General features: G+C 60.7%; 20 protein-coding genes. 19 read left to right on the top strand and 1 reads right to left on the bottom strand.

Features of this window, described 5'->3' with window-relative positions; translation table 11 throughout:
• The first annotated feature begins 2 nt into the window (after window positions 1–2).
• The 19 genes from motC to folD all read left to right on the top strand — a co-directional run bounded on the left by motC (window position 3) and on the right by folD (window position 16744).
• Entirely contained in the window at window positions 3–1289 is a 1287-nt protein-coding gene (motC, locus tag J5J09_RS01225; RefSeq protein WP_208547904.1) for a chemotaxis protein MotC, read from the top strand.
• Window positions 1286–2725, top strand: coding sequence for a flagellar hook-length control protein FliK (locus tag J5J09_RS01220; RefSeq protein ID WP_208547903.1), 1440 nt, complete (start codon window positions 1286–1288; stop codon window positions 2723–2725). The genes motC and J5J09_RS01220 overlap by 4 nt, the downstream gene beginning before the upstream one ends.
• The gene (locus tag J5J09_RS01215) at window positions 2655–3236 is read left to right on the top strand and encodes a lytic transglycosylase domain-containing protein (RefSeq protein WP_208547902.1); all 582 of its coding nucleotides are present in this window, start codon (window positions 2655–2657) and stop codon (window positions 3234–3236) included. Before J5J09_RS01220 ends, J5J09_RS01215 begins: the two co-directional genes overlap by 71 nt.
• Before the next feature lie 277 nt (window positions 3237–3513).
• Window positions 3514–4185 (top strand): response regulator transcription factor, encoded by a 672-nt coding sequence (locus J5J09_RS01210; RefSeq protein WP_208547901.1) that lies wholly within the window; start codon window positions 3514–3516, stop codon window positions 4183–4185.
• Window positions 4186–4314: 129 nt separating this feature from the next.
• Window positions 4315–5535, top strand: a complete 1221-nt coding sequence (locus tag J5J09_RS01205; protein WP_208547900.1) for a flagellar hook protein FlgE — start codon at window positions 4315–4317, stop codon at window positions 5533–5535.
• A gap of 33 nt (window positions 5536–5568) precedes the next feature.
• The gene (gene flgK / locus J5J09_RS01200) at window positions 5569–7014 is read left to right on the top strand and encodes a flagellar hook-associated protein FlgK (protein WP_208547899.1); all 1446 of its coding nucleotides are present in this window, start codon (window positions 5569–5571) and stop codon (window positions 7012–7014) included.
• Between the two features lie 3 nt (window positions 7015–7017).
• Window positions 7018–8064: a flagellar hook-associated family protein gene (locus J5J09_RS01195; RefSeq protein WP_208547898.1), complete on the top strand. Its 1047-nt coding sequence runs from the start codon at window positions 7018–7020 to the stop codon at window positions 8062–8064.
• Between the two features lie 37 nt (window positions 8065–8101).
• Window positions 8102–8449 (top strand): flagellar biosynthesis regulator FlaF, encoded by a 348-nt coding sequence (gene flaF, locus J5J09_RS01190; RefSeq protein WP_208547897.1) that lies wholly within the window; start codon window positions 8102–8104, stop codon window positions 8447–8449.
• Entirely contained in the window at window positions 8446–8895 is a 450-nt protein-coding gene (gene flbT / locus J5J09_RS01185) for a flagellar biosynthesis repressor FlbT (RefSeq protein WP_208547896.1), read from the top strand. The genes flaF and flbT overlap by 4 nt, the downstream gene beginning before the upstream one ends.
• Window positions 8886–9338 carry a flagellar hook assembly protein FlgD gene (gene flgD / locus J5J09_RS01180; RefSeq protein ID WP_208547895.1) on the top strand — a complete coding sequence of 151 codons (453 nt, stop codon included), beginning with the start codon at window positions 8886–8888 and terminating at the stop codon, window positions 9336–9338. The genes flbT and flgD overlap by 10 nt, the downstream gene beginning before the upstream one ends.
• A gap of 69 nt (window positions 9339–9407) precedes the next feature.
• Window positions 9408–9674, top strand: a complete 267-nt coding sequence (gene fliQ / locus J5J09_RS01175) for a flagellar biosynthesis protein FliQ (protein WP_208547894.1) — start codon at window positions 9408–9410, stop codon at window positions 9672–9674.
• A gap of 119 nt (window positions 9675–9793) precedes the next feature.
• Complete coding sequence (flhA, locus tag J5J09_RS01170; RefSeq protein ID WP_208547893.1) at window positions 9794–11881, top strand: flagellar biosynthesis protein FlhA; 2088 nt, start codon at window positions 9794–9796, stop codon at window positions 11879–11881.
• Complete coding sequence (fliR, locus tag J5J09_RS01165; RefSeq protein ID WP_208547892.1) at window positions 11878–12630, top strand: flagellar biosynthetic protein FliR; 753 nt, start codon at window positions 11878–11880, stop codon at window positions 12628–12630. The genes flhA and fliR overlap by 4 nt, the downstream gene beginning before the upstream one ends.
• 4 nt (window positions 12631–12634) lie before the next feature.
• The gene (locus J5J09_RS01160; RefSeq protein ID WP_208547891.1) at window positions 12635–13048 is read left to right on the top strand and encodes a hypothetical protein; all 414 of its coding nucleotides are present in this window, start codon (window positions 12635–12637) and stop codon (window positions 13046–13048) included.
• A 32-nt stretch (window positions 13049–13080) separates the two neighbouring features.
• Window positions 13081–13635: a rod-binding protein gene (locus tag J5J09_RS01155; RefSeq protein ID WP_208547890.1), complete on the top strand. Its 555-nt coding sequence runs from the start codon at window positions 13081–13083 to the stop codon at window positions 13633–13635.
• A 20-nt stretch (window positions 13636–13655) separates the two neighbouring features.
• The gene (locus J5J09_RS01150) at window positions 13656–14021 is read left to right on the top strand and encodes a hypothetical protein (protein ID WP_208547889.1); all 366 of its coding nucleotides are present in this window, start codon (window positions 13656–13658) and stop codon (window positions 14019–14021) included.
• Window positions 14021–14563 carry a hypothetical protein gene (locus tag J5J09_RS01145; protein ID WP_208547888.1) on the top strand — a complete coding sequence of 181 codons (543 nt, stop codon included), beginning with the start codon at window positions 14021–14023 and terminating at the stop codon, window positions 14561–14563. The genes J5J09_RS01150 and J5J09_RS01145 overlap by 1 nt, the downstream gene beginning before the upstream one ends.
• A 316-nt stretch (window positions 14564–14879) precedes the next feature.
• Window positions 14880–15710, top strand: coding sequence for a WecB/TagA/CpsF family glycosyltransferase (locus J5J09_RS01140; protein ID WP_208547887.1), 831 nt, complete (start codon window positions 14880–14882; stop codon window positions 15708–15710).
• A gap of 134 nt (window positions 15711–15844) precedes the next feature.
• Window positions 15845–16744, top strand: a complete 900-nt coding sequence (gene folD / locus J5J09_RS01135; protein ID WP_208547886.1) for a bifunctional methylenetetrahydrofolate dehydrogenase/methenyltetrahydrofolate cyclohydrolase FolD — start codon at window positions 15845–15847, stop codon at window positions 16742–16744.
• 9 nt (window positions 16745–16753) lie between these two features.
• Here folD and J5J09_RS01130 read toward each other — a convergent pair whose 3' ends face one another.
• Window positions 16754–17782 carry a substrate-binding domain-containing protein gene (locus J5J09_RS01130; protein ID WP_208547885.1) on the bottom strand — a complete coding sequence of 343 codons (1029 nt, stop codon included), beginning with the start codon at window positions 17780–17782 and terminating at the stop codon, window positions 16754–16756.
• Window positions 17783–18058 lie beyond the last annotated feature (276 nt).

Here is an 18058-nt window from a genome sequence, read left to right as displayed (position 1 = left end):
TCATGTTGGGAGGTCGCATCCTGAGGCTTTCCTGTTGCCTCCTGGCGCTGGCCGCAAGCCTGCCGGCGCCGGTCGTGGCGCAGGATGCCGAGACCCTGCCTCCCTACAAGATGCTGCGTTCGCTGCAATTCGTCCAGGACAGCGTCGTGCTCGGCGATCACTCCGCGTCCGAGATGCAGCGTTTTATGCTGGAGACCATCGACAAGCGGCTGCGGACGGCCGACTCCACGGTGTTCGACGACGTGCGGAACGTCGACGCGGCACTGATCTACGCGATGAGCGGCGGCAATCCCGAGACGCTTGAGTATCTCGTGGCTCGTGACGTCAACGGCAATTTCGACAGCCGTGTCAGCGACGCCCTCCGCAAGTATCTGGGCGGTAAGGGAACGTTGATCGCCAAAAGCCTGGCAGCGATGGTTCCGGAATATCGCGACACGAAGATTGCGCCTTATCTTGCCCTCGTCGCCGGCAATGTCACGATTACCCAGGATCCGGCGGCCGCGCTCAAGTTCTACGATCTTGCCCGCCTCACCGCACCCGGTACGATCGTCGAGGAGGCGGCCCTTCGCCGTTCCATATCGGTCGCCACCGATGCGAAGATGGTCGACAAGGCATTTTCCTACGCGACGCGCTACGCCCGCCGCTTTCTGCACTCGCCATATGCCAGCCAGTTCGCCGATCTCTTCGTGAAGCTCAGCGTGGATTACTATGAGCAGTTGAACCGCGACGACCTCCTGGCGACACTCGATCTTTTGGATGCCGACCGTCGGCGGGAAATCTACCTCCGTATTGCCCGGCAGGCCGCGATCGTCGGCAAAAACGATCTTGCCCGCAGCGCGGCCGTCGAGGCGAAGAAGCTCAGCGGCCAGGAGAGCGACCCGCTAGGCGCGCTCGCAGACCTCTACGGTGGGCTTGCAGACCTGCCGACATCGGAGGTTGGCGCCGTCGTCGAGCGGATCTCGCAGATTCCCGATTCGATGCTGACGGAGTCCGATCGCGTCCTGAAGTCGGCCGCCGAGGCTGTCGGACGCGAGGTCCTGCGGGCACCCGATCCGGACAGTTTCACGCAAGCTGAAACACTTATCACCATACCGGGAGATGGCGAAACCAAAGCGACGGACGGCGGCGAACAGGCCGCGGCCGAACCTCCCGCGGCAGAGCCGGTCCAGACCGCGGACGGCGCGACGCCACCGCAGGATGATCCTGAATTCACATCATTTGTCGAAAAAGGCAGAAGCAAGCTCGATGAAATCGACAGCTTGCTGGATCAGGAAAGTGTCGTCCCATGATTGACCCCAGCATTGCGCCAAAGGTTCATGCCAATGACGGCGCGTCTTACGCGTCAGGCAAGACCGGCAAGTCGGCCGAGCCGGGGTTCTCCCACGCGCTTTCCGGTGCAGAACAACAGGATCAGAACTCCTCTCGCCAAACTCCCGACGACGATGCCGACGCTGCTGCTACCGGTACGACACAGGCCGATGGACAGGAAGGCACGCAGTCGTCCCGCAAGCCGATCATCGATCTCCGCGCCGCCGCTGCGATCCGCGGCATGGAAGCATCTGGCCAGCATGGGAGACATAACCGCCAGGCGTCCGATGATAGTCGTGTCGGACAGGACGAGAAGACCGGCGAGGCGAAGTCGAAGACCGACAAGGCTGCGGTGCGAAAGACCGCGAAGGACGCTCTCGAGGATGTCGCGTCCGGCGATGATCTGACGACAGACAAGGCGCAGTCGGCCGCCACGGATGAGCTGAATGCCGATGCTGCCCAAGCCGGCGCGACCGCAAATCCTCTTGAGGAAGTTTTCAGCCTGCTCGCTGCTGCCGGCGAGGTGGCAGGACAGGCAAATGCCGGCGTCAAGTCGAACACGGGCAAGACCCGATCCCAGGACGGCGAAGCCTCCAGGACCGCATCGGTCGATGCGGCGGAGAAGGGCAATGACGATGATATCGACGTCGCGGCTTTGCTCGCCGACGGGCAGTCTGCGGAAGACACGGCGGATATGCGCGATGATGGGGGCGCTTCTTTCCGGGCGGTAAGGGCCGACGGCAAGGGGCAGCCGCTGGTCCTGCAGACCGCCGAGGCCTCGGCGGACGCCGGCACATCGGGCAATGCTGACAACACGCCGACGGTCGCGGTTCTCGAATCCCGCCGCTATATCGCTCCGGTTTCCACGAGCAATGCGGCCAATATAGCCGCGGCGATGAGTGGTGATCGTGACTGGGTCAGCGCGTTGCAGGCAGGGTCTGATTTGACTGGCGTTGGAACGCATGCGGCAGCCGGCAAGGTCATGAACACGCTCAAGATCCAGATGAGCCCCATCGAGCTTGGGAACGTGACCGCCACCCTTCGACTGCACGGTGAGACGCTGAGCGTCCATCTGACGGTCGAAAACGGAGCGGCATATCGCAAACTCAATGAAGACAACAACGAGATCATGAAGACGCTAAGAGCGCAGGGTTATGCGGTCGACAGCATCCAGATCTCGATTGCCAGCACCGACCGGAGCTCGAGCGATACGAGCCAGCAGAACGGCCAGCAGTCGTCCGGACAGGCGCCACAGGGCGACGGCCGCCAGCAAGCCTCGTCCAATGGCGGCGGTGGCGATCGTTCGCAGTCGTTTTCCAGCAGTTTCGATAATCAAGGTTCCGGCAATGAAGACATATCCGCGGCGCGCACTGTTGCTGATAACGGCAATAATCGGGCTGGGGGCGTCTATCTCTGACAGCCACGCATCCGCCGCGTCGGGAGCTTGCGAGCGCGAGATACGGGGCGCCGCGGCCCGGTACGGCATACCGGAAGGCATTCTTTATTCGGTCGGCCTGACGGAGACGGGACGCAAGGGGTCACTCCAGCCTTACGCTATGAACATCGAGGGCAAGGCCGTGTTTCTGTCGAGCCGCGAGGAGGCATTGGAGGCGTTTCGCCAGGCCAGACGCAGTGGCGCGAAGCTCATCGACGTCGGCTGTATGCAGATCAATCATCATTTCCACGGCGAGAATTTCCCATCCGTCGATGCGATGTTCGAACCGCGACGTAATGTCGAATACGCAGCGAAGTTTCTGACCAACCTCCACCAGCGCCATGAGACGTGGACGATGGCGGTGGCCAGATACCACGCAGGCCCGAACAACGACCCCGCGCAGAAGCGTTATGTGTGTCGCGTGATCTCAAATCTGGTCGCGACAGGTTACGGAAAATGGACGCCGAACGCCAAAAACTTCTGCGATCCATGACAACCAAAAATTGCATTCGCTAATGAGAGCGGAATCTGGGCGATTAAGGCAGGAATGCGGACGAAAATTGCCGCGCAAGCCTATTTTAGGAAAGTGTTAATTTTTCCACTTGAAAATTGTGTGCCAAAAGGCGCCGAGCCACTATATATAGATCAAATCGGCACACAAAAGTTAAGCAATTATTAATACCCACCATTAACTTTCTACCCTTGTCCGCGATTCGCCCGATTCGTACCCATTGTTCATCGAGGCACCACACTGATTCGGAGGCGGACGAATGATCGTAGTGGTTGATGAGCGAGAGCTCGTGAAAGATGGGTATACTTCCCTTTTTGGACGTGAAGGCATTCCTTCGACGGGTTTCGATCCGGCGGAGTTTGGCGAATGGGTAAACTCGGCGGCCGATTCTGATATCGCGGCTGTCGAGGCTTTCTTGTTGGGCCAGGGTGATCGCACCCTGGAGCTGCCGAGAGCGATACGCGACCGGACCACAGCTCCGGTTATTGCGGTCAGCGACCAGCCCTCCTTGGAGGCCACGTTGGCCCTTTTCGATTGTGGCGTGGACGACGTGGTGCGCAAGCCGGTCCATCCTCGCGAGATCATGGCCCGTGCGGCGGCGATCCGTCGCCGCCTGAAAGCGATCACCAATTTCTCCGAGATCGGACCGATTCGTGTCTTCGCGGACGGCCGCGATCCGGAAATCTCTGGCGAAATCTTCCCGCTGCCGCGCCGCGAGCGCCGCATCCTCGAATATTTGGTCCAGAACCGCGGTCGCCGCGTATCCAAGTCCCAGATCTTCAACGCGATCTACGGCCTCTTCGACGACGAGGTCGAGGAAAACGTCGTTGAAAGCCACATCAGCAAGCTTCGCAAGAAGCTGCGCAAGAAGCTCGGCTTCGATCCCATCGATTCCAAGCGTTTCCTCGGTTACTGCATCGACTGGAACTGATCTGTTCCATTGGGCCTGGGGCGGCCGATCTCCGTAAAACGGAAAAGATCGAGCCGCCACTTTTCAGACAGCTTCACGCAAGGCCCATTTCATAATCTCTCCCTAAGACATCTTGAGTGAGGACTTACTATGAGCCTTTACGGAACCATGCGTACCGGCGTGTCCGGGATGAATGCCCAGGCAAATCGTCTCGGAACGGTTGGTGAGAACATCGCCAACTCCAGCACCGTCGGGTACAAGCGGGCCGACATCCAGTTCTCGTCCATGATCCTGCCGTCGACGGCCGGCGCCTACAATTCCGGCGGCGTCAACAGCGTCGTGCGGTACAACATTTCCGACCAGGGCACGTTCTCCTACACGACCTCGAAGACCGACCTTGCCATCAACGGCAGCGGTTTCTTCATCGTCACGGGTGCCGATGGTACCAACTACATGACCCGCGCCGGCTCCTTCGTCCCGATGGACGACGGCACGCTGCAGAACGCGGCTGGCTACACCCTGATGGGTTACCAGTATTCCTCGACCGAGGATCCGACCATCGTTGTCAACGGATTCGACGGTCTCGAGCCGATTAACCTGGCCTCGGCTGCGATCGAGGCCAAGGCGTCCGAAACCGGCACGCTGCTGGTCAACGTTCCCTCAAGCGCGGCAATCGGCGACACCAAGACAACCTCGGTCGTCGCGATCGACAGCCAGGGCAACACACGTCTGCTGACCTTCACCTACGAAAAGACCGCGGTCAACGAATGGGAAGTTTCGGCAAGCTATGACGACAACGGCACCCCGGTCTCGGCGCTTGCTGCGACCACGCTGACCTTCGATGTCGACGGCCAGCTCGTCGTGCCGCCATCGCCGACCTCGCTGACCACCACTTTGCTCGACGACACCATTCTCGACGGCGCCGAACTGCCGCCGATTACGCTCGACATCACCGGCACCACGCAGCTCAACGCGGACTGGTCGGTCAAGGCCAACATCGACGGCAACGAGGCGGCAACCGTCAAGGGCTACGAAGTCAGCGCCGACGGTGTCGTGTCCGTTCTCTACACCAACGGTAAGCTCGTGCCCCGTTATCGCGTCGCGCTTGCGACCGTGCAGTCGCCGGACAACCTCAACCCGGTGGCCGGCAACCTCTACACCCAGAGCAACACCTCCGGCGTCGTCGTCCTCGGCTACGCCCAGAACTCCGGCTTCGGCTCTGTTCTGTCGGGCGCGCTGGAAGATTCGAACGTGGACATCGCGGAAGAATTGACCGCGATGATCGAGGCTCAACGCAGTTACACCGCGAACTCGAAAGTGTTCCAGACGGGCTCGGAACTGCTTGAGGTGCTCGTAAACCTCAAGCGGTAAACCGGCCCGAAAGCCAAGCCTTAGGATGATCCTATGACGCTCACATCTGCACTTCATTCGGCAAAAAGCGTATTCACGAACTCCGGCGAAACGTCGGCTGTGATTTCCAAGAATATTGCCAATGCGGGCAATGAAAACTATGTGAAGCGTTCGACGGTCGTCATGACGACCCTGGAAGGCGCGACGGTGGTAGCCACCAATCGCGCCGAACAGGACGTCCTGCAGCGGCAGATGTTCCTCGCGAGCTCCGAGAGCTCCGGCCAGGACGTCCTGCTGGAAGGACTGGAGCAGTTGCAGTCGATCCTCGGCGGCAACGACTATGAGCTGGCGCCCTCCACCTATCTTGCCGAATTCTACAACAGCCTTGAACAGTTCGCCGCCAAACCCGGCGAACTGTCTCTGGCGCAGACGACGGTCTCCTCGGCGGTCGATGTCGTCAATTCGCTGAACAATGCGTCGAACTCGGTCCAGCAGATTCGTGCACAGGCCGACAAGGATATCTCGACGGCGGTCGGCGAGCTCAACGACCTTTTGACCAGCCTCGACAAGGTCAACCGTATCATCGTCCAGGCCACGGCGACCGGGGACGATCCGAACGACGCGTTGGATCAGCGCGATGCGATCGTCAAGGACATCTCGAAGCTCGTCGGCGTAACAGTCCAGACCCGCGACAACAACGATATCGTCCTCTACACGGCGGACGGAACGGCGCTCTACGAAACGATACCGCGCACGGTGTCGTTCGCTCCGACGATGAACTACGACGCAAACGTGGTCGGCAACTCCGTCTACATTGACGGTATTCCGGTCAATCTCGGCGTCGGCGGCGACACAACCGCGCGGGGTTCCATCGCGGCCTCCCTGCAGATTCGTGACGAGATCGCCCCGGTATTCCAGAGCCAGCTCGATGAAGTGGCCCGAGGCCTCATCACGGCCTTCGCGGAAAGCGATCCGGCCACCATAGGCCCGGACATGCCCGGTCTCTTTACCTGGCCGACCGGCACCACGCTGACCACGGGCACGATCGAACCAGGCCTTGCTGCCCTCATCGCGGTGAACCCGCTTGTGCAGCAATCGGCCGGCGGCGACCCGATGCTGTTGCGCGACGGTATGGTGTACGACCAGAACCCCGACGATCTGAGCGGCTTCACCGATCTGCTGTCGTCGTTCCTCGACAATATGACCGGCGATATGGTGTTCGACCCGGCGACCCAGCTCGACGACAACACCAGCCTTCTCGAATTCTCCACCAATTCCGTTGGCTGGCTGGAACAGTATCGTTCGAATGCCTCCTCCGGTGCGGAAAAGAAAACCGCAATGCTGCTGCGGGCCGAAGAGGCCTATACCAGCGAAACCGGTGTGAGCCTCGATGAGGAATTGTCTCTGCTGCTCGATGTCGAGCAGTCCTACAAGGCGGCGTCGAAGCTGCTCTCGACCGTGGACGAGATGCTACAGGCGCTGATAGCGGCCGCGGGGTAAGTCATGAAGACGTCAACGGTATCCAGCCTTTCCATTCAAAATGCCATGCGCCTGACCATCATGCAGGCGCAGAACGAACTGCTGAAGAGCCAGCAGGAAGCGACGACGGGCAAGTACTACGACGTCGGCGCCGAACTGGGCTCGCGAACCTCCATGTCGCTCGATCTGTCGCGCGAGAGCATGCGACTTCAGTCTCTGCTGGAGACCAACGCAATCGCCAAGCAGCGCCTGGAATCGGCGCAGGAAGCCATGAACCAGATGGCGACCTCGGCGCAGAGCATGATGAACGGCCTTGTGGTCGTCAGCGGCACGACGGACGCCAACAACCTGGAAGTTGCGCGCAAGACGGCATCGGACGCCTTCGACAACTTTATCTCCATGGCCAACATGTCGGTATCCGGCGAATACCTCTTCTCCGGCATCAACACCGACGTGAAGCCGCTGGTCGATTCCAGCGTCTTCATGGCCGATTTCGAGACGGCCTTCTTCGGCGAGTTCGGTTTCAACTCGGACGATCCGCTGACGGCCACCATCACGCCGACCCAGATGGAAGACTTCATCACCAATACGGTCGAGCCGATGTTTGCCGCCGGCGCTGTGCCGGGATGGGGCAATTGGTCGACAGCATCCGACGACGTGATGATGTCTCGCGTCAGCACCACCGAAACGATTGCGACCTCGACATCGGTCAACAGCGAGGGCATGCGCGATTTCGCGCTCGCCTCCGTGCTGTCCATGGGTTTGCTGACCCTTAACCTTGACGCAGAGGTTCTCAACGTCGTCACCGAAAAGGCTGTAAACTATACGGGACAGACGATTTCGGGTGTCGATGCGCAGCGAACGCAGCTTGGTCTGTCGCAGGAGCGACTGGAGAAGGCGAACGCATCGCTGGAGATCCAGCAGGATATCATCGAGACGAATTTCACCTCGATGGTCGAAGTCGATGTGTACGAAGCCTCCACCCGAGTGAACAACCTGCTGTCTCTCGTCGAGGCGTCATACACGCTGACATCGAAGATACAGCAGCTAAGCCTGGTCAACTACCTTTGATGAGCAAAGGTGAGAAATGAAGATGAAGGACCTCTAGATGTATCAGTTCTCATATGCAGAGATCATGGAGGACGGGGTCGCCGACGCGAAAGATCGCGAGCGACAGGCGCTGACCAGATCGATTGAGCTTCTGGCAGCCGCGCGCGACGAACAGACCTACTCGCGTGCCGCCATCGAGGCTCTCTTTTATACCCGGCGTGTGTGGATTCGTTTCATCGAGGATCTGAAACAGCCGGACAATCAGCTGGAAGCGGAGCTTCGGGCAAATCTTATCTCGATCGCGATCTGGATCCTCAAGGAATGCGACCGGATCAGGAAACGGCAGTCCAGCAACTACCAAGGCATTATCGACGTCACCACCATCATCAGGGATGGATTGAAATGAAGAGCACTTTGCGCATCTCGCTCAAGTCGGGCGAACGGATTTTCATCAACGGAGCGGTCTTGCGCGTCGACCGCAAAGTGGCTCTGGAATTCCTCAACGACGTTACCTTCCTCCTGGAGAACCACGTTCTCCAGCCGGAAGACGCGACCACACCCTTGAGGCAGCTCTATTTCATCGCACAGATGATGTTGATCAATCCGGAAGGCCGCGAGCAGTCGCTCGCCATGTTCCGCAAGTCGATCATCATGTTGCTGTCCTGCTTCGAGAACGAGGAAATCCTCGCAGAGCTGAAGCGGGTCGACGGAATGGTTGCCTCCGGCCGCGCCTTCGACGCGCTGAAGGCCATCCGGGCGCTCTACCCGATCGAGGATCGCATCCTGAACAACCAGGAAATGGCTCCGGCCACCATAGAACACATCCGCAAGGAGATTGCACCATGGCGGTAGACGGCGTAACGGCATACAGTTCGGTCGCCAATTCGACGGCCTCGTCCAGTGCGTCCTCGGCGGCGTCGCTGAACTACGACTCGTTCCTGCAGCTTCTCATCGCCCAGATGAAGAATCAGGATCCGACCGATCCGATGGACGCCAGCGAGCAGGTCGCCCAGCTCGCCACCTTTTCGCAGGTCGAGCAGACGATCCAGACCAACCAGCATCTGGAAAGCCTGATCGCCGGCTCGGCGCTCACCAACGCTGCGGACTTCATCGGCAAGACCATAACGAACGCCGACGGAAGCCAGAGTGGCATCATCGAATCCGTCAAGGTCTTCAGCGACGCTATCGTCGCCTACACCTCCGACGGCGAGGAAATCCCGCTGACGGTCGGTGTCACCGTAGGTAAGCCGTTGCCGACGGAAACCGACGATACGGACAGCTCGACCGATACGTGAGGCGGTGATACGACATTATCAGCGCCTCCCGGCGCTGATTCGTGAACCAGTGCCAAAGGAGCTGCCGCAATGAATGAGGCAGATGCTCTTGATATCATGCAGGCCGCCGTCTGGACCGTGCTCGTCGCCGCCGGTCCTGCCGTTCTCGCCGCCATGGTCGTCGGTGTTACAATCGCGCTCGTTCAGGCGCTGACCCAGATCCAGGAAATGACACTGACCTTTGTGCCGAAGATCGTGGCCGTCTTCATCGCGATCGGCATTTCCGCGCCTTTCGTCGGCCAGCAGATCGCGCTGTTCGCCAATCTGGTCTTCTCGCGAGCCCAATCCGGCTTCTGAGCGGGCGGTCTTCGCGACCGCTCTGCCACCCTCGCGCAAGCTTCGGCCAGTATTGCTGGTCCCGAACGGGTCGCGGAATGTGTCCGCCGCCCGCCTTCTCATGAAGAGACGGAAGCACAATGGCGCAGACACCCGCACTCGTAATACCGAAGGCCAGTCCCCAGGGCCGAGACATCGGCTTTGCCCTCGGTATCGTCGTTATCCTCTGCATCCTGTTCCTGCCGATCCCGCCCTTCCTCATCGACATGGGCTTGGCATTCTCGATCGCCTTCTCGGTGCTGATCCTCATGGTCGCACTCTGGATCCAGCGACCGCTCGACTTCTCGTCCTTCCCGACCATTCTTCTGATTGCCACCATGATCCGCCTGTCGCTCAACATCGCGACGACCCGCGTGATCCTCACCCACGGCCACGAGGGACATGGTGCCGCCGGCGGCGTCATCGCCGGCTTCTCCAGCCTCGTGATGTCCGGCGATTTCGTGATCGGTCTGATCGTCTTCATGATCCTGATCACGGTGAACTTCATCGTTATCACCAAGGGCGCCACCCGTATCGCGGAAGTCGGGGCCCGCTTCACCCTCGATGCTATTCCCGGCAAGCAGATGTCGATCGATGCCGACCTCTCCGCCGGCATCATCGATGAAAAGGAAGCGCAGCACCGCCGGCGCGAACTGGAGCAGGAAAGCTCCTTCTTCGGCGCCATGGACGGTGCGTCCAAGTTCGTGCGCGGCGATGCGATCGCCGGCCTGATCATCACAGCCATCAACGTCTTCGGCGGTATCGTCATCGGCTATTTCCGCCATGGAATGGATATCGGCGAAGCGGCCGACGTCTTCGTCAAGCTCTCCGTCGGCGACGGTATCGTCTCCCAGGTTCCGGCCCTCATCGTCTCGCTCGCCGCCGGCCTTCTGGTCTCACGCGGCGGCACGCCGGGTTCGACCGACCAGGCCGTCGTCAATCAGCTGTCCGGCTATCCGCGCGCCCTGATGGTCGCCGCTCTCCTCATGGGGCTTCTCGCCCTTGTGCCGGGTCTGCCGCTCATCCCGTTCACGGCACTTGGCGGCGTCATGGCCTTCGGCGCGTGGTTCATTCCGCGCCAGCTGGAAGCGGAAAACAAGCTGAAGCGGGAGCAGGAGGAAAAGAAGGTCCAGCAGACGAAGGAGGCCGAGAAGGAATCGGTCAAGTCTGTCCTCAAGACCGCCGAGATCGAGCTTGCTCTCGGCAAGCTGGTCTCCACCCGCCTGCTCGGTGCCCACCAGGAACTCGCTTTCCGCGTCGGCAAGATGCGCAAGAAGTTCGCCAGCCAGTACGGCTTCGTGGTCCCGGAGATCAAGGTTTCCGACGACATCGCGATACCCGAGAAGAGCTACCAGATCCGCATCCACGGCACGACCGTCGCCTCCAATGCGCTGCGCGTCGGCGAGGTTCTCGTCGTCACCGGGTCCGGCCGCAAGCCGAGCGTGCCGGGCGACGAGATCCGCGAGCCCGCCTTCGGCATGCCGGCCGTTTCGATCCTCGAAACCTTCACCGAGGACCTGAAGCGCGAAGGCTTCCACCCGATCGACAACGTATCGGTCGTGCTGACGCACCTGAGCGAGGTCATCCGCAACAACCTTCCGCAGCTTCTCTCCTACAAGGACGTGAAGATCCTCATCGATCGCCTCGACCCGGAATACAAGAAGCTTGCCGACGAGATATGTTCGTCGCACATGTCCTACTCGGGCCTGCAGGCGGTGCTGAAGCTGCTGCTCGCCGAACGCGTCTCGATCCGCAACCTGCATCTCATTCTCGAAGCCGTCGCCGAACTGGCACCCCATGTCCGCAAGACCGAGCAGATCGTCGAGCACGTCCGCGTCCGCATGGCCCAGCAGCTCTGCGGCGACCTCACCGATAACGGCGTCCTGCGCGTACTGCGACTCGGCCCCAAGTGGGATCTCGTGTTCCACCAAGCGCTGAAGCGCGATCCGAAGGGCGAAATCGTCGAATTCGACATCGATCCGCGGGCGCTTGAGGAGTTTTCCGAGCAGGCAAGCAAGGTTATCCGTGAATTCATGGACCGCGGACTACCCTTCGTGCTTGTCACGTCGCCGGAAACGCGCTCCTATGTGCGCATGATCATCGAGCGGTTGTTCGCGACCCTTCCGGTCCTGTCGCATGTCGAACTGGCCAAGGGCATCGAGATAAAGATTCTAGGCTCCATTTCATGATAAGCGACCCCGAGGGGACGGTTCTGGCCCTGTTCATCGCCTTCTGCCGGATCGGCGGATGTATGATGGCTTTGCCGGGTTTCTCCTCCGCCAGGTTGCCGATGCAGATCCGCTTCTTCGTTGCCTTCACCGTTTCGCTCGCGGTCCTGCCCGTGCTCTGGGATTCCATCTATCCCCGTGTCACGGGCGGCGATCCGACCGTCTACATGAAACTCGTCTTCGGCGAACTGATGATCGGCGTGATGTACGGTCTGATCGCCCGGCTCTATACGCTCGGGTTGCAGTTCACCGGCTCGATTCTGGCGATGTCGATCGGCTTTTCGGCGCCCGGCGGTGCCGACATCGTCGAAGACTCGGCCGAAAACCCGCTGACGAACACGATCACCTTTGCCGGTCTGATGGTCCTCTTCGTCTTGGATTTCCATCATATCGTCTTCAAGGCGCTGATCGATTCCTACACCGCCATGCCGCTCGGCGGCTTTCCCGATCCCCAGCGGCTGCTGATCACCATGACCGATACGCTGTCCGAGGTCTTCATGATCATGCTGCGGCTCGCCAGTCCGTTCCTCGTCTTCGGCCTGATGTTCAACGTCGCCGTGGGTCTCGTGAACAAGCTCGCACCGCAGATACCGCTCTACTTCGTCTCCACCCCCTATCTGCTGATCGGGGGCATCTTCCTCCTTTACCTCTCGATCGCCGCGCTCCTCAGGCAGTTTGCCGACGGGTTCGCTGCGATCTTCATGGGCTGACGCGATGGCCGAAAAGAGCAAGTCCGACAAGCTGAAGCGTCTTGTGACTGTCCAGCGCCATATCGAGCGCATGGCCGAAAGCGATCTCGCCGCCACCGCCCGTCAGCGCGTCGAGGTGGGCGAGGCGATGGATGTGGTCATGGATGCGATCGGCTCGCTCGATCCCGTGCACCGCCTGTTCGCGCAGAGCTACGCTGACCGGTTCGACCGACTGGCAACCGCCGAAAAGCAACTCGCCGGCCTCCAGCAGGTTCAGGAGACCCGCGTCTTGCGTGAAGGGGCCAAGGCAGACCGGCTGGAAGACAATATGAAGGAAGCCCGTCTCGCCGAGCAGCGCGAAAAGGAGGACGAGGCCGTCTACGACGTCGTCGACATGCGCTTTGCCACGCCAGCCTCCGACAAGCTTCGGGAGCCATAGTCCTCGCATTCAATCAAAAGAGGATCATGTAAGTGGCTATCTCCCCTCCGAGCGATCTCGTTCTTGATGTGGTGCGTGCCGCCAATCCGCTGGAAGTCGCTGCTGCCCAGGAGAAGCTCCAGGCCAACCGTGCGGCATTTGCCGCCACCAGCCTCGCCGAAAAGGGCGCCGGTTTTGAAACGGCCGTCGGTATTCTCAATGATGCGGCCTCTAAGGCCGGCCTCGGCAATGTGCAGCGTACCAGCACCTCGGAGATTCCCAAGGTCTACAAGCAGTTCGAATCCGTCGTGCTCAACACCTTCGTCAAGGAGATGATGCCGGAGGATACCGAGTCCGTTTACGGCAAGGGCAATGCCGGCGAGATCTGGAAGAGCATGATGGCCGAACAGATCGGCGAGGTCATTTCCGAGCGCGGCGGCATTGGCATCGCCGAGCAGATGTATTCCGACATGCTGGCGTTGAAGCGTCGCGAGGCGATGGTCAATCCGACCACAAACGAGGACGACCGCAATCGCGCCATCAGCATGATCAACGAGATCGAACGGCAGACCCTCGGTCTGTCGCCTGTAGACAATAAAGACATTTAAGCTTCGGGGTGGCAGCAATCATGGAAATCATTTCCAGCGACTATCGTATAAAGACGGTTCTCGGTCGGCTTGAGCGGATCATCGACGACGAGAACCAGCGGATCGGCCGCGATGCGGAGTTCGATCTCAAGGTTTCAAACGCTCACAAGAGCCGTTGCCTCTATGAGCTGACGATGCTGTTCCGCGACACCGACACCAAGGAACTTGCCGCCGGCTATATCGAGCAGATGCACGAGCTCAAGAAGAAGCTGGCGCTCAACGCGCGGCGCGTCGAGGCGCATCTCTCGGCCGTTCGCGCCGTGGCCGACCTGCTGAAGAATGCGATGCAGCAGGCCGACGCCGACGGCACCTATTCCCAGGAACAATTCCTCTACTGCGAGTCCTGATGGTCAAGCTCCTGATCGCCGGCGTCTGGGTCTGCCTCGTGACGCTCGGTTCCGTCTATGTCGCGGTCTACATGGCGACGGCCCCTGTCGAGGTCAGCGAGGAGGAGGCGCGCAAGGCGCAGCTCCAGCTGGTTCGCGGCGAGTCCGTCACCATACCGTTGATTGCCGACGGCAAGGTGAAGGGCTACTTCCTCGGCCGTATCTCCTTTATGATGGAAAAGGAGAAGATCAAGGATGTCGAACTGCCGATGACGGAAATGATGACCGACGAGTTGTTCACGCTTCTCGTCGGCAATCGCATGGTCGATATCGCCAATATCTCCGCCTTCGACGTCGAGGCCTTCCGGACCACGGTCAAGGAAGACTTGAACAAGCGTCTCGGCGACGCGATGATCGAGGAAGTCCTGGTCGAGCAACTCGACTATCTCTCCAAGGAAGACGTTCGCGCCTCGGGCGAGGGCACGCCGACGGTCGCCAACACGCCCGTCAAGATCGTCGAAGGCGTCGCGGTCGAAGCGCCAGCAGCAAGCGCCGGCCACTGACGTTTCCGTCCCCGTCACTACCTTTTCCGACCCTTCCGCCACCAGGAAGGGTCTTCGCATTGGTGCATTATGGTAAAGCGAGCCTTACTCTCCCGCGTGCAACTTGAGCGTTTGGTTTAAGCGGGATGTGAGACTTCTCTGATAGACACTGCTCATCTGGTACTGAGTTGTGTTGCGTCATGCGAGTCTTGAACTGCATCCCCCCGTTCCGCGCTCCGTCGCGCCTGAGTCCTGTCGCCTGGACCGTCGGCTCGCCTGCTTATGGGAAAATGCGTCCGCTCCTGCCACCGACAAATGCCGTGGAGGAGGCTTGCGCATGAATAACACCCTGATCCTGCCGTTGATCGCGTCGCGCCGGTCGATTTTCGGTGTTCCGGTCTACGACCTCGGTTGGGAAAGCGCCTTGTCCTTCGTCTCCGACCTCGCGTCGCTGCCCGTCGGACAGGTCCACGTGTCCTTCCTCAACGCCAACAATGCCAATATCCTGCATTCCGACCGCCGCTACCGTGAAATCGTCCGGGACCACGTGATCCTGCCCGATGGCATCGGCATCGACATCGCCTCCTGGTTCCTCAACGGCAAGTCCTTCACCGCCAATCTGAACGGCACGGATTTCGTTCCGGCTCTGCTGACCTACATGGCCACGCCGAAGCGTATCGGTCTCATCGGCGCGCGACAGGACGTGCTGGATGCTGCGGTCGCCCGCTTTCGTCAGCATGCGCCATGGCACACCTTCGTTCCGGTATCCGACGGCTATTTCCATCGTCGAGGCGTGGAGTCCGTCGTGGCGGAACTCGCCGATCTCAAGCTCGATATCCTGATCGTCGGTATGGGCACGCCGCTACAGGAAAAATGGATTGCCGAGCATATCCGCGAAGATCATGCTCGCCTGGTGATTGGCGTCGGTGCGCTTTTCGATTTCGTTGCCGGCGTTGTGCCGCGCGCGCCTGAAGCGGTGCGGCGCCTGCGATTCGAATGGGCGTACCGCCTGATCCTTGAGCCGCGCCGCCTGTGGCGTCGCTATCTCATCGGCATCCCGCTGTTCATGTGGCGCGTTCTGCAAAGCCGGCTTTCCGGCCACGACCGCGTCCGCACGCCTCCGCGCTTCGGCGCCAAGCCTCCCGCGAACGGCATCGGCCGCTTCTGACAGCTCGTCCCTACCTGTTGTTTTTGCTGTTGCATTGACCTGCTTTTGACACCATACGGCGGAAGCAGGCAATTTCCGGAATGGAGCTGGCGTTAGATTGCCGGCACTCGACAGCAAAACGCGGGGGAATGCGCATGACGACTGTAATCGACGGCAAGAAGGTGGCTGCCTCGGTCATCGACAAGGTGAAGGCGGCGGCGCAAGGCCTGGAGGAGGCGAAGGGCGTGAAGCCTGGTCTTGCCGTGGTGATCGTCGGAAACGACCCCGCGAGCCACGCGTATGTCGGGGCCAAGGGCAGGATGGCCAAAGAATGCGGCTTCAATTCCGTCCAGCACACCCTGCCCGAGGAGACCTCGCAGGAAGATTTGATGCGGCTCGTCGCTTCGCTTAACGACGATCCCTCTATCCACGGCATCCTCGTTCAACTGCCGCTTCCCAAACACCTCGATTCCGAGCCCGTCATCCAGTCCATCCTGCCGGAAAAGGATGTCGACGGCCTCCATGTCGTGAATGCCGGCAAAATTGCCGCCGGCGATCTCGAAACCGGGCTTTTGTCCTGCACGCCGGCCGGCTCCATGGTGCTGGTCCGTGAAATCCACGGCAAGGACTTGTCCGGCCTGAACGCGCTGGTGATCGGCCGCTCTAACCTGTTCGGCAAGCCTATGGCGCTGCTGCTGCTCGCGGCCAATGCCACCGTCACGGTGGCGCACTCGAAGACGAAGGACATCGCCGCGCTCGCCCGCAACGCCGACATCCTGGTTGCCGCCGTCGGTCGCGCCGAGATGGTCAAGGCCGGCTGGGTCAAGCCGGGCGCCACCGTCATCGACGTCGGCATCAACCGCGTTCCGGCCCCCGAAAAGGGTGAGGGCAAGTCGAAGCTGGTCGGCGATGTCGCCTATGCCGAATGCGCGCCCGTCGCCGGCGCCATCACACCGGTTCCCGGCGGTGTCGGTCCCATGACCATCGCCATGCTGATGGCCAATACCGTGATCGCGGCCAGCCGCAAGGCCGGCCATACGGTTCCGACTTTCTGAGTTTGAGGGCTACTTCCGGGGCGCCGGGCCGGTCGAGGCCCGCACCACCAGATCGGCCTGCCACAGTTCCCGTCTCGGCGGGCTGGGCTCGCTTTTCTTGATCTCGGCGATCAGCCGTTGCGCCACCCGGATGCCGGCAGCCCGCAGCGACGACCGCGTCGTGGTCAGCGGAATCGTGAAGTTTTCGGGTTTCAGCATAGGCAGTTCGTCGTCATGCGCGATCAGCGAGATGTCGCGGCCGAGTGTTAGTCCCGCGCGCATGATCGCCCGAACGGCACCGAGCGCCAGCACGGTGGAGGCGCAGAGCACAGCCGTCGGCGGATTGTCACCCTCCAGAAGCTCCACCATCGCCCGATGGCCTTGCTCGTCGGTCATCAGCATGTGCCGGATATTCTTCGAGTCCAGCGTCAGGCCCCGCTCCGCTAGAGCGGTTTCTACGCCCTGGCGACGCCTGATCGCGAAGTCGAGGTCCTCCGGACCGTTCAGAAGGGCCAATCGCGTATGCCCGAGGTCGAGCAGCAGCCGCGCCGCATCGCGGAAGGCGCCCAGATTGTCGACGTCGAGATAGGGATAGTCGGCATCGATCCCGATCGATCGCCCGTGCACTATGAACGGCACGTCGAGCGACAGCGCCATGGCAATACGCGGATCGTTCTCGCGCAAATAGGCAAGGTAGTAGCCATCGACATTGCCGCTCGCCACCATCCAGCGGATCGCCTGCTCCTCGTCGCGCGGGTTGGCAGGCGTGATGACGAAATGGAAATCGTGGCGCAGCGCTTCCTCCGCCAGCCCCACCTGGAATTCGCCAAAATGCACGTCCGAATACTGCCCGGCGGCGATCGGCATCACCAGTCCGATCGAGCCAGAGCGTCCGGTCGCCAGTCTCTGTGCGGCCCGGTTCGGCCGGTATCCGGTCTCCTTCGCCGCCTGCAGCACCCGCTGGCGCGTTTCCTCGTTCACCTCGGGATAGCCGTTCAGCGCGCGACTGATCGTCGTCTGCGACAACCCCAGAAGATGTGACAGTTGCTTTAGGTTCACGATCCTGCAATCCTCCCCGTATCGCCCTGGCCAGACTCCGCCTCCCGGCCCAAAGCGTTTTGATTATTTCACAGGGCCGGCGCCCGAAACAATTGGAAAATGTGACAATTGGGGGCCATGATGCGGAACGACTGTTCAGGGTGCGGCGTTTTTCGCCGCCGGGACAAAAGGACTTGACTCTTTTTCGCTCGGAATGGGAAGTAGACAGCTGTCAAAGCGCTTTGGGTTGCCCTACTTTCTCGGTCCCGGGCAAGCTGCTACGGTCAACAAATGTGA

It is taken from the genome of Ciceribacter sp. L1K22, assembly GCF_017599385.1.
In the GTDB taxonomy this organism is placed as follows: Bacteria; Pseudomonadota; Alphaproteobacteria; order Rhizobiales; family Rhizobiaceae; genus Allorhizobium.
Note: the sequence above shows the minus strand (reverse complement) of the source record. Positions and strands in the feature narration are given on the sequence as shown.

What these genes read in the sequence shown, in the direction of transcription:
- motC (WP_208547904.1), top strand. Translation starts at nt 3, where the DNA reads ATGTTGGGAGGTCGCATCCTGAGGCTTTCCTGTTGCCTCCTGGCGCTG.
- J5J09_RS01220 (WP_208547903.1), top strand. Translation starts at nt 1,286, where the DNA reads ATGATTGACCCCAGCATTGCGCCAAAGGTTCATGCCAATGACGGCGCG.
- J5J09_RS01215 (WP_208547902.1), top strand. Translation starts at nt 2,655, where the DNA reads ATGAAGACATATCCGCGGCGCGCACTGTTGCTGATAACGGCAATAATC.
- J5J09_RS01210 (WP_208547901.1), top strand. Translation starts at nt 3,514, where the DNA reads ATGATCGTAGTGGTTGATGAGCGAGAGCTCGTGAAAGATGGGTATACT.
- J5J09_RS01205 (WP_208547900.1), top strand. Translation starts at nt 4,315, where the DNA reads ATGAGCCTTTACGGAACCATGCGTACCGGCGTGTCCGGGATGAATGCC.
- flgK (WP_208547899.1), top strand. Translation starts at nt 5,569, where the DNA reads ATGACGCTCACATCTGCACTTCATTCGGCAAAAAGCGTATTCACGAAC.
- J5J09_RS01195 (WP_208547898.1), top strand. Translation starts at nt 7,018, where the DNA reads ATGAAGACGTCAACGGTATCCAGCCTTTCCATTCAAAATGCCATGCGC.
- flaF (WP_208547897.1), top strand. Translation starts at nt 8,102, where the DNA reads ATGTATCAGTTCTCATATGCAGAGATCATGGAGGACGGGGTCGCCGAC.
- flbT (WP_208547896.1), top strand. Translation starts at nt 8,446, where the DNA reads ATGAAGAGCACTTTGCGCATCTCGCTCAAGTCGGGCGAACGGATTTTC.
- flgD (WP_208547895.1), top strand. Translation starts at nt 8,886, where the DNA reads ATGGCGGTAGACGGCGTAACGGCATACAGTTCGGTCGCCAATTCGACG.
- fliQ (WP_208547894.1), top strand. Translation starts at nt 9,408, where the DNA reads ATGAATGAGGCAGATGCTCTTGATATCATGCAGGCCGCCGTCTGGACC.
- flhA (WP_208547893.1), top strand. Translation starts at nt 9,794, where the DNA reads ATGGCGCAGACACCCGCACTCGTAATACCGAAGGCCAGTCCCCAGGGC.
- fliR (WP_208547892.1), top strand. Translation starts at nt 11,878, where the DNA reads ATGATAAGCGACCCCGAGGGGACGGTTCTGGCCCTGTTCATCGCCTTC.
- J5J09_RS01160 (WP_208547891.1), top strand. Translation starts at nt 12,635, where the DNA reads ATGGCCGAAAAGAGCAAGTCCGACAAGCTGAAGCGTCTTGTGACTGTC.
- J5J09_RS01150 (WP_208547889.1), top strand. Translation starts at nt 13,656, where the DNA reads ATGGAAATCATTTCCAGCGACTATCGTATAAAGACGGTTCTCGGTCGG.
- J5J09_RS01145 (WP_208547888.1), top strand. Translation starts at nt 14,021, where the DNA reads ATGGTCAAGCTCCTGATCGCCGGCGTCTGGGTCTGCCTCGTGACGCTC.
- J5J09_RS01140 (WP_208547887.1), top strand. Translation starts at nt 14,880, where the DNA reads ATGAATAACACCCTGATCCTGCCGTTGATCGCGTCGCGCCGGTCGATT.
- folD (WP_208547886.1), top strand. Translation starts at nt 15,845, where the DNA reads ATGACGACTGTAATCGACGGCAAGAAGGTGGCTGCCTCGGTCATCGAC.